This window comes from Streptococcus sp. DD13, assembly GCF_001578875.1.
In the GTDB taxonomy this organism is placed as follows: domain Bacteria; phylum Bacillota; class Bacilli; order Lactobacillales; family Streptococcaceae; genus Streptococcus.
This window is the reverse complement of the sequence record NZ_KQ969506.1, coordinates 870,201-883,515: the sequence shown is the minus strand read 5'-3', so window position 1 is coordinate 883,515 and position 13,315 is coordinate 870,201. Positions and strand designations below refer to the sequence as shown.

The 13,315-nt window shown below is 44.8% G+C and carries 15 protein-coding genes and 1 tRNA gene; 15 read left to right on the top strand and 1 reads right to left on the bottom strand.

Annotated elements, in window-relative coordinates:
• Nucleotides 1-262 precede the first annotated feature (262 nt).
• From rplK to STRDD13_RS04030, 8 genes are all read left to right on the top strand, one after another.
• Nucleotides 263-688 (top strand): 50S ribosomal protein L11, encoded by a 426-nt coding sequence (rplK, locus tag STRDD13_RS04065; RefSeq protein ID WP_067102219.1) that lies wholly within the window; start codon nucleotides 263-265, stop codon nucleotides 686-688.
• A 97-nt stretch (nucleotides 689-785) separates the two neighbouring features.
• Nucleotides 786-1,475 carry a 50S ribosomal protein L1 gene (gene rplA, locus STRDD13_RS04060; RefSeq protein WP_067102215.1) on the top strand — a complete coding sequence of 230 codons (690 nt, stop codon included), beginning with the start codon at nucleotides 786-788 and terminating at the stop codon, nucleotides 1,473-1,475.
• Nucleotides 1,476-1,637: 162 nt separating this feature from the next.
• Nucleotides 1,638-2,423 (top strand): glutathione-dependent disulfide-bond oxidoreductase, encoded by a 786-nt coding sequence (gene yghU / locus STRDD13_RS04055; RefSeq protein ID WP_067102212.1) that lies wholly within the window; start codon nucleotides 1,638-1,640, stop codon nucleotides 2,421-2,423.
• A gap of 117 nt (nucleotides 2,424-2,540) precedes the next feature.
• Complete coding sequence (pyrH, locus tag STRDD13_RS04050; RefSeq protein WP_067102210.1) at nucleotides 2,541-3,260, top strand: UMP kinase; 720 nt, start codon at nucleotides 2,541-2,543, stop codon at nucleotides 3,258-3,260.
• 19 nt (nucleotides 3,261-3,279) lie between these two features.
• Nucleotides 3,280-3,837 carry a ribosome recycling factor gene (gene frr, locus STRDD13_RS04045; protein WP_067102207.1) on the top strand — a complete coding sequence of 186 codons (558 nt, stop codon included), beginning with the start codon at nucleotides 3,280-3,282 and terminating at the stop codon, nucleotides 3,835-3,837.
• A 145-nt stretch (nucleotides 3,838-3,982) separates the two neighbouring features.
• Nucleotides 3,983-4,843 (top strand): CvfB family protein, encoded by an 861-nt coding sequence (locus tag STRDD13_RS04040; RefSeq protein ID WP_067102205.1) that lies wholly within the window; start codon nucleotides 3,983-3,985, stop codon nucleotides 4,841-4,843.
• Nucleotides 4,840-5,055 carry a YozE family protein gene (locus tag STRDD13_RS04035; RefSeq protein ID WP_067102202.1) on the top strand — a complete coding sequence of 72 codons (216 nt, stop codon included), beginning with the start codon at nucleotides 4,840-4,842 and terminating at the stop codon, nucleotides 5,053-5,055. The genes STRDD13_RS04040 and STRDD13_RS04035 overlap by 4 nt, the downstream gene beginning before the upstream one ends.
• Nucleotides 5,056-5,081: 26 nt before the next feature.
• Nucleotides 5,082-6,047, top strand: a complete 966-nt coding sequence (locus STRDD13_RS04030) for a PhoH family protein (protein ID WP_067102200.1) — start codon at nucleotides 5,082-5,084, stop codon at nucleotides 6,045-6,047.
• A gap of 102 nt (nucleotides 6,048-6,149) precedes the next feature.
• On the opposite strand, the gene STRDD13_RS04025 is transcribed toward STRDD13_RS04030, so the two are convergent.
• Nucleotides 6,150-6,222: transfer RNA gene (locus tag STRDD13_RS04025), tRNA-Thr, on the bottom strand.
• Between the two features lie 188 nt (nucleotides 6,223-6,410).
• Between STRDD13_RS04025 and STRDD13_RS04020 the strand changes: the two genes are divergently transcribed.
• From STRDD13_RS04020 to STRDD13_RS08965, 7 genes are all read left to right on the top strand, one after another.
• Entirely contained in the window at nucleotides 6,411-7,175 is a 765-nt protein-coding gene (locus tag STRDD13_RS04020; RefSeq protein WP_067102197.1) for an SDR family oxidoreductase, read from the top strand.
• Nucleotides 7,176-7,416: 241 nt separating this feature from the next.
• On the top strand, nucleotides 7,417-9,168 hold the full coding sequence (locus STRDD13_RS04015; protein ID WP_067102195.1) for an ABC transporter ATP-binding protein: 1,752 nt from the start codon (nucleotides 7,417-7,419) through the stop codon (nucleotides 9,166-9,168).
• Entirely contained in the window at nucleotides 9,140-10,888 is a 1,749-nt protein-coding gene (locus STRDD13_RS04010) for an ABC transporter ATP-binding protein (protein WP_067102192.1), read from the top strand. Before STRDD13_RS04015 ends, STRDD13_RS04010 begins: the two co-directional genes overlap by 29 nt.
• Nucleotides 10,889-11,144: 256 nt before the next feature.
• Complete coding sequence (ybeY, locus tag STRDD13_RS04005) at nucleotides 11,145-11,642, top strand: rRNA maturation RNase YbeY (protein ID WP_067102189.1); 498 nt, start codon at nucleotides 11,145-11,147, stop codon at nucleotides 11,640-11,642.
• Nucleotides 11,623-12,027 (top strand): diacylglycerol kinase family protein, encoded by a 405-nt coding sequence (locus STRDD13_RS08720; RefSeq protein WP_067102187.1) that lies wholly within the window; start codon nucleotides 11,623-11,625, stop codon nucleotides 12,025-12,027. Before ybeY ends, STRDD13_RS08720 begins: the two co-directional genes overlap by 20 nt.
• Nucleotides 12,028-12,063: 36 nt before the next feature.
• Nucleotides 12,064-12,963 (top strand): GTPase Era, encoded by a 900-nt coding sequence (gene era / locus STRDD13_RS03995; protein WP_067102185.1) that lies wholly within the window; start codon nucleotides 12,064-12,066, stop codon nucleotides 12,961-12,963.
• A gap of 283 nt (nucleotides 12,964-13,246) precedes the next feature.
• On the top strand, nucleotides 13,247-13,315 hold a 69-nt coding region (locus STRDD13_RS08965; protein ID WP_156471272.1), incomplete at its 3' end, for a DNA-formamidopyrimidine glycosylase family protein.

Genomic DNA, 13,315 nt, shown 5'->3' with positions numbered 1-13,315 from the left:
CTGCAAAGTTAATCCCTTTTTTTCGAAGGCCCAATAAACGAACGACAAGAGCAGAGAAAAAAAAGGAGACGAAAAAAATACGAGGGCAAGAATCTTTAGAATCATCATAGCTTCATTGTAATCTAAAAAGTTGAAAAAGTAAACTTTTTCTCTTGCATTTTTGGGGAATTCTAGTATACTAATATAGTATGTGCTTCGGCGCACTTGTGGGAGGTAACAAATCTTATCTTACCGCCAAAACCACATAGGAGGATTTTATATCATGGCTAAGAAAGTCGAAAATATTGTAAAACTTCAAATTCCTGCCGGAAAAGCAACTCCAGCTCCACCAGTTGGACCAGCGCTTGGTCAAGCAGGAATCAACATCATGGGATTCACGAAAGAATTTAATGCTCGTACTGCTGATCAAGCAGGTATGATTATCCCAGTTGTTATCTCAGTATATGAAGACAAATCATTTGATTTCATTACAAAAACACCACCAGCGGCTGTTTTGTTGAAAAAAGCTGCAGGGGTTGAAAAAGGTTCAGGTACTCCAAACACTACTAAAGTTGCAACTGTAACGCGTGCTCAAGTACAAGAAATCGCTGAAACTAAGATGCCAGATTTGAACGCTGCAAACCTTGAGTCTGCAATGCGTATGATCGAAGGTACTGCTCGTTCTATGGGATTCACTGTTACAGACTAATCTGTCCAGCCCCATTTGCCCGCACTACACTTGATCAGATTGACGAGTGACGTGGGAGATGAAAATCGATTGAACCACTTAACAAGGAGAATAAAAAATGGCTAAAAAAAGCAAACAACTTCGTGCTGCTCTTGAGAAAATCGACAGCACCAAAGCATACAGCGTAGAAGAAGCTGTAGCCCTTGCAAAAGAAACCAACTTTGCAAAATTTGATGCAACTGTAGAAGTTGCTTACAACTTGAACATCGACGTTAAAAAAGCTGACCAACAGATCCGTGGCGCAATGGTCTTGCCAAACGGAACTGGTAAAACGTCTCGCGTTTTGGTTTTCGCACGTGGTGCAAAAGCTGAAGAAGCAAAAGCTGCTGGTGCAGACTTTGTTGGAGAAGATGACCTCGTTGCAAAAATTAACGACGGTTGGTTGGACTTTGATGTCGTTATCGCAACACCTGATATGATGGCTCTTGTTGGACGTCTTGGACGTGTCCTTGGACCACGTAACTTGATGCCAAACCCTAAAACTGGTACTGTCACGATGGATGTGGCAAAAGCAGTTGAAGAGTCTAAAGGTGGTAAAATCACTTACCGTGCCGACCGTGCAGGTAACGTGCAAGCCATCATCGGTAAAGTATCCTTTGAAGCTGAAAAATTGGTTGAAAACTTCAAAGCTTTCAATGATACTATCCAAAAAGCAAAACCAGCTACAGCAAAAGGAACTTACGTAACCAACCTTTCTATCACGACTACACAAGGTCCTGGTATCAAAGTTGATGTAAATTCACTTTAATCACTATGAAAACTCTACAATTTGTAGAGTTTTTTTGTATAGGCCGCGGTCAGGATTCACCAGAAGATCCTGTTTCAAATGATTGACATTCTCTGTGGGATTGTATAAGGTAGTAAATGAAAGCGAAGAAATTGCTTAGAAAATGAATCAAGGAGACAGAAAATGACAGACTATCAAAAGCCTAAAGTATGGAAATGGGATGCACCAAATGATGGAGTGACAGGGAATAAGCCGACAGCAGGTAGCCGGTTTGAACTGGACTTGCCTCGAGGCAAGCAGCCTTATCAAGTCTACTCATTGGGGACACCAAACGGGATCAAAGTGACGATTTTGTTAGAAGAGTTAAAGGCGGCAGGGATCCAAGATGCCGGCTACGATTTGTACAAGATTGATTTTGGGCGTGGTCAACAATTTGGCTCAGGTTTTGTAGCGATTAACCCTAATTCGAAAATTCCAGCCCTCCTAGACCAATCAGAAGGTCAAGAAATAGCTGTCTATGAATCAGCGAACATTCTCCTATATCTAGCAGAAAAACATCATTTTTTGTTACCAACAGATCGCGCAGGTCGGACGGAGTTACTCAATTGGCTTTTCTGGCAGACTGGAGCGGCACCATTTGTTGGGGGTGGATTCGGCCATTTCTTCCATTATGCGCCAACTGAGCAACAATATCCGATCGACCGTTATACCATGGAAACCAAGCGCCAATTGGACCTTTTGGATCAATTGCTGGCGAAACGTTCCTATATTATTGGGGAGGAATATAGCATAGCAGACATTGCCATTTGGTCCTGGTATGGACGTTTGCTACAAGATCAAATTTATCCTGGAGCAGCCACTTTTTTAGATGCCACATCTTACCCACATCTCTTGGACTGGGCCGAAAAAATCAATCAACGGCCAGCGGTACAAGCAGGATTGAAAGTATCCTATCAAACCATTGACTAGAAGGACAGTCTCTAATCATGGCTTAAGGGAGCAGAAGAAGCTAGTTTTTTCTAAATTCTACTAGGTGAAATGCTCAAAATATGATAGAATAAATAAGATCATATAGAGGAGAAAAAGATGGTAGAACCAAAGTATAATCGAGTTTTAATCAAATTATCTGGAGAAGCCTTGGCAGGAGAGCGAGGGGTCGGTATTGACCTCCCAACTGTTCAAGAAATTGCAAAAGAAATCGCAGAAGTGGCTGAATCAGGTGTTCAGATTGCCCTGGTTATTGGTGGCGGAAATCTCTGGCGTGGAGAGCCAGCTGCTGAGGCTGGGATGGACCGGGTGCAAGCGGATTATACCGGGATGTTGGGGACCGTTATGAACGCCCTGGTCATGGCCGATAGTTTGAAACAGTTAAATGTGGACACACGTGTTCAAACTGCGATTGCGATGCAATCCGTTGCGGAACCCTATATCCGTGGTCGGGCGCTCCGTCATCTTGAAAAGGGACGTATTGTAATCTTTGGGGCAGGGATTGGATCTCCTTATTTCTCAACAGATACGACAGCTGCTCTTCGTGCCGCCGAAATTGAGGCGGATGCTATCTTGATGGCTAAAAATGGAGTAGACGGTGTCTACAATGCGGATCCTAAAAAGGATGCAAATGCGGTGAAGTTTGATGAATTAACCCACCGGGATGTCCTTGCCAAAGGATTGCGAATTATGGATTCAACTGCTTCTACCTTGTCCATGGACAATGACATTGACCTCGTCGTCTTTAATATGAATGAGCCAGGCAATATCAAACGTGTCGTGTTTGGAGAAGCAATCGGAACAACTGTTTCCAATTAACATAAGAAAAGGATAAACTATGAGTCACGAAATTATCACAAAAGCAAAAGAACGGTTTGCACATTCTCATGATGCATTAGGTAGAGAATTTGGCGGGATCCGGGCAGGACGGGCCAATGCAAGTTTATTAGACCGTGTGACGGTTGAATATTACGGTGCAGAGACACCTCTTAATCAATTGGCTTCCATCACGGTTCCTGAGGCCCGTGTATTGTTGATTACGCCTTTTGACAAATCCATTTTAAAAGATATTGAACGTTCGATCAATGCTTCAGACCTTGGAATCACACCAGCAAATGATGGGACTGTGATTCGCTTAGTCATTCCAGCCTTAACAGAGGAAACGCGTAAGGATTTGGCTAAAGAAGTGAAGAAAGTCGGTGAAAATGCAAAAATCGCGATTCGAAATATTCGTCGCGATGCCATGGATGAAGCGAAAAAATTAGAAAAGGCCAAGGAAATCACAGAAGATACCTTGAAGTCATTGGAAAAAGAAATCCAAGCAGCAACCGATGAAGCTGTGAAAAAGATTGACAGCATGACGGCAGAAAAAGAGAAAGAACTCTTAACGGTTTAAGATAACATTTGAGGAGCTTGGGGTCCCCTAAGCTCCGTTTTGCAATAAGGCGTCCCCAACGATCGGACGCAAAAAAAGATGCGTCACGGACAATCCCTTGGAGACCGACCGATTGAGAGAGACCTAAGAAAACAGAGAGAACACTATGAATCCATTACTTGCACATACGATTACAGGAATCGTGATTGATGAAAATCAGCAATTTTATTTCCTTCAAAAGGATGGTCAAACACTTGCCCTGTCGAAAGATGAAGGGGACTATCGTTTAGGTCAGGCTGTAACAGGCTTTGTCTACAGTGACCTGAAGCAACGTTTGCGATTGACGACAAAAGAGGTAGGTGCTACATTAGACCAGTATGGTTGGGGGACGGTGACCAATGTTCGCAAGGACCTAGGTGTCTTTCTCGATACAGGGCTCCCAGATAAAGAGGTCGTTGTATCTTTAGATATTCTGCCAGAAATCAAAGAATTATGGCCGCAAAAGGGTGACCGCTTGTATGTTCGTTACCAGGTGGATAAGAAGGACCGCCTCTGGGCGATTCCAGCTCAACCGGAGGATTTTCAACATCTAGCGGGACCTGCCTATGACAACATGCAAAATCAAACTTTAGAGGCAGTAGTCTACCGTCTCAAATTGTCAGGGACCTTTGTCTACCTCCCTGAGCAAAACATGCTGGGGTTTATCCACCCATCGGAACGTTATCAAGAACCTCGTTTAGGAGAAGTCTTGCAGGTTCGGGTGATCGGTTATCGTCAGGTGGATCGCACCTTGAACTTGTCCTTGAAACCACGCTCTTTTGAAATGTTAGAAAACGATGCCCAGATGATTTTAACCTATCTTCGGGGGAAGGGTGGTTTTATGACGCTCAATGATAAGTCATCTCCGGATGAGATCCGAGCAGTATTTGCCATCTCAAAGGGACAGTTTAAAAAGGCACTCGGAGGACTAATGAAGGCAGGAAAAATCAAACAAGATCAGTTTGGGACGGAGCTGTTGGGAGAATGAGAAAATCGTTTTATACCTGGTTGATGACACAACGAAATCCCAAGTCCAATGCTCCAGTTGCTTTATTGGCTGATTTGGTATTTGAAGATTCCACCTTCCCCAAACATACCGATCAGTTTGAGGAGATTAGTCGCTACTTAGAAGATCAGGCGAGTTTTTCCTTCAATCTGGGAGATTTTGATCAGATTTGGGAAGAGTACCTGGCCCATTAATGATAGAAGGAAAATGAGGATCCTATATGGAAGAAATGTCAGTGGATATCCTACTGCATCATCCAGATGATGCTTTTAGCCTATTTGGCTCCAATGAACGACACTTGCGTCTAATGGAAGAAGAATTAGACGTGACCATCCATGCCAGGACGGAGCGCGTGCAAGTTCTTGGGGATACAGCCAATGTGGAGCTTGCTCGGCAAGTCATCCAGGCCCTATTGGTCTTGGTCAGTCGGGGGATGCTGGTTCAGACGGCGGATGTTGTGACAGCTATGAATATGGCTAGAAATGATGAGATGGACAAGTTTATCGCCCTCTATGAAGAAGAAATCATCAAGGACAACTTTGGAAATCCCATTCGTGTCAAGACGCTGGGCCAAAAGATGTATGTCGATAGCGTCAAAAATCATGATATTGTTTTTGGGATAGGGCCAGCTGGGACTGGAAAAACCTTTTTAGCAGTGACTTTGGCCGTAACCGCCCTCAAACGCGGTCAAGTCAAGCGGATCATCCTCACAAGACCAGCTGTTGAAGCCGGTGAAAGCCTGGGATTTCTTCCTGGAGACCTTAAGGAAAAGGTGGATCCCTATCTGCGTCCGGTCTATGATGCTTTGTATCGGATTTTAGGCAAGGAGCAGACTGTACGCTTGATGGAGCGGGAGACGATCGAAATTGCCCCCCTAGCCTATATGAGGGGCCGGACCCTCGATGATGCTTTTGTTATCTTAGATGAGGCACAAAATACGACTGTCATGCAGATGAAAATGTTCTTGACTCGTCTGGGCTTCCAGTCTAAAATGATCGTTAACGGAGATATCAGTCAAATTGATTTGCCTCATCATGCCAAGTCGGGTTTGATCGATGCCATGGAAAAATTAGGGCATATTCGTCAGATCGACTTTGTCCATTTTTCAGCCAAGGATGTGGTACGGCATCCCGTTGTTGCAGATATCATCCAGGCTTATGATCAGTCCACCTCTAAGCCGAAATAAATTGAACAATCAAAAGTTTGAAGACGGAAGAGCTGTCTTCAAACTTTTCTTTTGATTGAAGGGAACAAAAAAAGTCCAAATCTCTTTGGACTAGGTATGCGATGCTAGTTGCCGGGATCGAACCGGCGACCTCATCCTTACCATGGATGCGCTCTGCCTACTGAGCTAAACCAGCATTACTTATCTACTATACCATGTGTTCCCCATAGCTGTCAATAGTTTCCTTTAAAAATATTTGGATAGAAAGTCGAGCCTCTTGTTGGATTTTTATATCCGTTGCGAATGGTTTCCTGGGGACAGACCGGCCCTCTCCGTTACAGAAGAGTTTTGTGTTACAATAGAGGAAAAGCAAGGAGGATGCAAATGGGGGAAACAATTTTAGTCACGGGAGCTTCTTCTGGATTTGGACGGGCAATTTGTCATCGTCTTGTGGCAGATGGTCACCGAGTGATTGGTGCTGCGCGACGCTTCGACCGATTAGAAGAAATGCGGGAAGAGCTAGGGAGCCACTTTTATCCCTTAAAGATGGATGTATCAGATCAACAGCAAGTGGATCAGGCGCTAGACGACTTACCTGCTGAATGGAGCGAAGTAGATGTTCTCGTCAACAATGCTGGTTTAGCCCTTGGTTTGGATCCAGCCTATCAGGCGAACCCGGAGGATTGGCAGACCATGATTGCGACCAACATTTGGGGCCTGATCTACCTGACGCATCGTCTCCTCCCTCAGATGGTGGAACGAGATAGTGGCTATGTGATAAATATGGGATCGACTGCGGGGACGGTTCCCTATCCAGGGGCCAATGTATATGGTGCGACGAAAGCCTTTGTCAAGCAATTTTCCCTGAATCTCCGGGCTGATCTAGCAGGAAAGCACATTCGGGTGACCACTATCGAGCCTGGTTTATGTGAGGGGACAGAGTTTTCCACTGTTCGGTTTAAGGGGGATCAAGAGCGTGTGACCTCACTTTATAAGGGGGCACAAGCGATTCGACCAGAGGATATCGCAGAAACCATCGCTTGGTTGATCCAGCAGCCCAAGCACCTAAATATCAATCGGATTGAGCTGATGCCGGTTTCCCAAACATTTGGTCCGCAACCTGTGTTTCGTGAGGAAGAAAAGGAATAGGTCTTGAGAACTGAGAGGGTCAAGAGTATCCGAAAGAAAGAAATCGAAAAGGAGAAAGCACATGAACAGTATTGGTGAAATCAAAGTAGTGGATGCTGGTTCTTCTCCTTTTCGTACAGCTTCTGAGGTCCTTGGATAATATAGGGGAGTTCCGTATGAGCTCGAGATGGGAGAACAATCCCGGGTCTTTTTATGCGCTCATTTGCAAGCTAGAGGAGTTGTTTAATCAGAAGGAGTCTATATGCTAGGAGTTTTATGGAAATATGTGAAGGAACACCGGATTTTATACGGAGCGATTTCTCTCGCATTGATCTTGTATGCTTATCTGAGTCTTATTCCAACTCAGATTATCCAGCGCTTGGTGGACGCACTGGCTAAAAAACAATTCACACCAGATAGTTTACGCCAGGATATTCTCTTATTGATAGGAACGGCTTTGCTTAACTATCTAGTAGAATATTTCTGGGGCTACAAGTTGTTCCAGTCTTCGACTCGTTTTAAATTGCTCTACCAACAAATCGCTTTTCAGAAGATGATTCGCATGCGCGCCCCTTTTTATGAAAAGTTTCGATCTGGCGATATTTTGACCCGCTTTTCGACGGACGTAGAGGGGATGATGGAAATGGTTGGCTACGGGATGATGATTCTTTTGTATGGGGGAGGGATGGTGGCCTTTATCATACCGGCTATGTTTGTGATCAACTGGCAAATGAGTCTCATCGCTATCCTTCCTCTCCTTGTCCTCGGGGCTTCTATTTACTATATTGGAGCTTATATGGATCTCTTGGTAGAAGACAATCGAGAAGCAATCGTCAGCTTGAATGATGAGGTCCTAGAGACCGTTGAAGGGATCCGGGTCATTCGAGCCTATAGCAAGAAACAGAGCCAACTGTCGCAGTTTCAGCAAAAGACGCATACTTTGGCCCAAGCGGGGAATAAGATTGTCTCCCTTCAGTATCTGTTTGGTCCTCTCTCTTTTGGTTTGGTGGGAGTGTCTACCTTATCTGTCCTGCTATCGGGAGCTTATTTCCTCTCAAAAGGGGAAGTGACCCTGGGACAAGTGATTGCTCTTCAGCTGTATACGGTTAATTTGCTAGGCCCTTTCTGGAATTTATCTGACCTTGTGGCTATCTATAAGTTGGGGAATACGGCCTTTCAAAAAGTCAATGGGCTAATCCAGGAGACAGATGATTTGGAAGAAGACGGGTCCATTTTATTGGACAAAGTGGACAAGATTGTCTTCGACAATTACCATTTTACGTATCCTAAAGCGACCAAAGAAAGCCTACAGCAGATCAATTTAGAGATCCAATCTGGGCAAACCCTGGGAATAGTCGGAAAAACCGGATCGGGCAAAACGACCCTTGTCCGTCAATTATTGCGGCAGTATCCTTTGGGAACGGGGACTTTTGACGTGAATGAGAAAGGGATGGCCCTTTACAAGCGTAGAAGTGTGGAAGGACATATCGGCTATGTTCCTCAAGAGCATATTCTTTTTTCCAAAACGATCCGCGAAAACATTGCACTTGGACGTCCGGATGCAAGTGAGGAAGAGATTCTTCATGCGATTCACACTGCCGCTTTTACAGAGGATTTAAAAAAGATGCCCCAAGGATTGGATACTAGGATTGGAGAACGAGGGGTCTCCATTTCAGGTGGACAAAAACAACGGATTTCCCTTGCGAGAGCTTTCCTAGGAGATCCAGATCTCTTGATCTTAGACGACTCTTTGTCGGCAGTAGACGTAAGGACAGAAGCGGCCATTATTCACAATATGAAACAAGAAAGAAGGATGAAAACAACCCTGATTGTTTCGCATCGCTTATCAGCTGTCCATGAGGCGGATTGGATCATCGTGATGGATCAAGGGAGAATCCTAGAAGAAGGAAGTGCTGCGGACTTATTAGCCGCCCAAGGCTGGTATTATGAGCAATACCAACGACAACAACAGAATGGAGAGGACCATGATTGTACTCAAGAGATTGTTGAGTGAGATTTTTCGCCATAAGAAAGTCTTTTGTTTAGGAACCTTGCTAGTCATCTTGTACACTGTCATTGTTCAGTTTTCCAGCTTTTTATTACAGGCCATTATTGATGGACCTCTGACTGCTTTGGATCAGGGAGGTAGTGCCAATCAAGTGACCTTACTAACACTGGCAGCTACTTACTTTTTATCGTTATTGGTTGGCTTTATGCTTCGTTACTGGGGAAATGTCATCCTCAATCGGGGAGGAAATCAAATTGCGGAAGACTTGCGAAATCGAGCCTATATGGTCATGCAAAATCTTCCCATCTCCTACTTTGATGACAAACCAGCTGGCCAAATCGCAACGCGTATCGTCAATGATACAGAAACGCTCCGGACGCAATTTTACTCTACAGCTGTTGGAATCTTCCTGAATCTAGCTCGTATCGCTCTGGTGTTGGGAATTTTAGTATATCTGAATGGACTATTGGGTCTTCTGTTTTTGCTGGTACTTCCGATTTTTTATGGAATCCAGCGGCTCTACCGGTCGCTAACGGATCATCCGATGAAGGAATTTTATGATGCCAGAAGCGAGGTCAATACGCAAGTCAGTGAAACCCTCCATGGGGCTAGTCTGATTCAGCTCTATGGACAGGAACAGGCCTCCTTAGATGAATTTGAGCAAATCACTCAGAAAATGAGTCAGGCAGACCAACGCATCATCTGGGCGGATGCCGCGCTCTCTTGGGCCTTAGTTCAATTGCTGCGGAATCTCATCATTGCAGGACTCATTACTCTGCTGGGTCTTCAATTTCTAGCAGGACATCACATCATGACAGCGGGTCTGTTGTTTATCACCTTGTCTTATTTGATTAACTTGTTTGACATGCTGGGAGAGCTGGGGCATCAACTACCCAATTTTCAACGTTCCTTGGAAACAGGAAAAAGAGTTCTAAGCCTGTTGGACCAACCAGTTGAAGAAGATGCCGATCAAGTTATGGTTATTCAGGAGGGACATGTGGTCTTTGATGGGGTTTCTTTTGCTTATAAAGATGAGAAGCTGGTATTAAAGGATATTCACATCGATGCCAAAAAGGGGGAGTCCATCGCCCTCGTTGGTCATACCGGATCAGGTAAATCTTCGATTGTGAACTTGCTCTATCGCTTTTATGATCCACAAGTTGGGCGTATTTTGGTGGACCAGCAGGATATCCGAGACTTTTCTAGGGAAAGCCTTCGGCACCAAATGGGAATTGTCCTGCAAGATCCGTATCTGTTTAAGGGGACGATAGCGACCAATGTCGCCATGACACAAAAAGGCATCGACCGGAAGCGCGTCCTTGAAGCATTGGAAAAGGTGGGAGCCCAGGACTTACTAGCCAAATTAGACAAAGGCATTGATGAACCTGTCTTTGAAAAGGGAGCTGCTTTTTCTAGTGGGGAGCGGCAACTGATTTCTTTTGCACGAACCCTCTACGCAGACCCTAAAATCTTGATTCTAGATGAAGCGACTTCTCATATCGACACGGAGACAGAAGAAGTCATTCAAAGGGCGATGGAGGTGGTCCAGGAAGGGAGAACTAGCTTTGTCATTGCCCACCGATTGTCTACGATTCAGCATGCAGACCAGATTCTCGTATTGTCTGATGGGCAAATCGTGGAACGAGGGAGACATGACGATCTGCTCCGAAAGGGAGGGATCTATGCACAGATGAGTGCGCTACAACGGCAGGTTTCAAAAGGGTGAGTGGATGGCAGAGGACGAATCGCAGTCTAGTCCCCTTCTTGTGAGAGGCAGTAGGCTGTATCTGTAGAGGGTCCTAAGTCGTCTACGCGCACCATCGCCTCATCCTTATGGAAGTGACAGAAGAACAGTAGAGGAAAGCTTTCTCTGCTTTCTTTTTTTATGGTATAATAGTGTCGGATAAGTAAAAAAGAGAACAATTGGTCCTTTCGTCTAACCAGTTGTCCTCTTTGGCTGTAAGAAAAGAAAAGAGAATCGCATGTATATCGACATGATTGATGAAACAGGACAAGTTTCTAAAGAGATGCAAGCTGACATTCGAGGTCTGCTTGAAGCAGCGAGTCAGCGTATTCATAAGGAGACAAAGGAGATGGCAGTCACCTTTGTGGATAATGCGCGGATTCATGAAGTGAATCTAGAATATCGAGGGATGGATCGTCCGACGGATGTGGTATCCTTGGAATACAAGCCAGAGGAGTCGATTACCTTTGAGGAATCAGACCTGGAAATGGATCCTGATTTGGCCGCTATGCTCGATGAGTTTGATGCCTATATCGGGGAACTCTATATCTCTGTGGAAAAGGCGCGGGAACAAGCGCTAGAATACGGGCATTCTTATGAGCGAGAATTGGGATTTTTAGCAGTACATGGATTTCTTCATATCAATGGCTATGACCATTATACGCCAGAAGAAGAGAAGGAAATGTTTGGCTTACAGGAAGAGATTTTGACAGCCTATGGACTTACGCGAGAATAAGCCACAAAAAAAGTGGAAAAACCGCAGTATGGCGGATAGTTTAGATTTTGCCTTGACAGGATTGGTCACTGCTTATAAGGAAGAGCGCAATATGCGGAAGCATCTGGTCAGTGCCCTTTTGGTTATTCTAGCAGGCTTTCTCTTTCAAGTAGACCGGGTGGAGTGGCTTTTTCTCCTTCTGAGTATAGGGCTTGTCATTGCATTTGAAATCCTTAACTCTGCGATTGAAAACGTCGTTGATCTGGCCAGTAACTACCATTTTTCCATGCTGGCTAAAAATGCCAAGGACATGGCAGCAGCAGCGGTTTTGCTGGTATCAGGGATCTCTGCTCTTATTGGAGCGATTATTTTTCTGCCAAAGATTTGGCGAATCTTTTTTGGATAGTCCATCGGGGACTTTGATGAAGAAAACGAGGTATTTATGACATTTAAATCTGGTTTTGTAGCCATCTTGGGTCGGCCAAATGTGGGGAAATCGACCTTTCTCAATCATGTGATGGGACAAAAGATTGCTATTATGAGCGATAAAGCTCAGACGACCCGTAATAAAATCATGGGGATTTATACGACTGATAAGGAGCAGATTGTCTTTATCGATACGCCTGGTATCCACAAGCCTAAGACAGCCTTAGGTGACTTCATGGTGGAGTCAGCCTATAGCACGCTGCGCGAGGTGGACACAGTTCTCTTTATGGTGCCGGCGGATGAAGCGCGTGGGAAGGGAGATGACATGATCATCGAGCGGCTAAAAGCAGCCAAGGTGCCAGTCATTCTCGTCATCAATAAGATTGATAAGGTGCATCCTGATCAGCTTCTAGAGCAGATTGACGACTTCCGCGGTCAGATGGACTTTGAGGAGATTATCCCTATCTCAGCCCTCCAAGGAAATAATGTCTCCCACTTGGTCGACGTCCTTAGTGATAAGCTGGAGGAAGGGTTCCAGTATTTCCCGTCAGATCAAATCACAGACCATCCGGAACGTTTCTTAGTCTCTGAAATGATCCGGGAGAAGGTCTTGCTCTTGACTCGTGAAGAGATTCCCCATTCTGTCGCAGTAGTCATTGAGTCGATGAAGCGGGATGAAGAGACCGATAAGGTCCATATCCGAGCGACAATTATGGTGGAGCGTGACAGCCAAAAAGGAATTGTCATCGGGAAGCAAGGCGCCATGCTCAAGAAAATTGGCACTCTTGCTCGGAAAGATATTGAGTTGATGCTTGGAGACAAGGTCTTTCTTGAAACCTGGGTCAAGGTGAAGAAAAACTGGCGAGACAAGAAGCTAGATTTGGCTGACTTTGGCTATAACCAAAAAGAATATTAAAATGAAACACCAGTTGTAGGATCCTACAACTGGTGTTTGTGTCCTCTTAAAATGGAACCATGCTATATCTTAAAATTTTTCGATTGATTCCTTCTTACTGGATCGAAATCCTATTTTTGGTGTCCTATCTTCCGTCGTTCCCTAAACATCGAGAAGTCTTTCGACCCTCTCCTAGGAGAGTCTACGGGGAGGGTTTTTAGTGGTTATCCCTGTTGGGAAGGTCGTTTTTGGCTTCTGCTTCTTTTTGTAGTATAATTTTAAAAAACAGGTGAGGGGAGTTAAGATGCCAGAATTACCGGAAGTGGAGACCGTACGACGTGGCCTAGAACGCTTGGTATTGGGACGGACCATT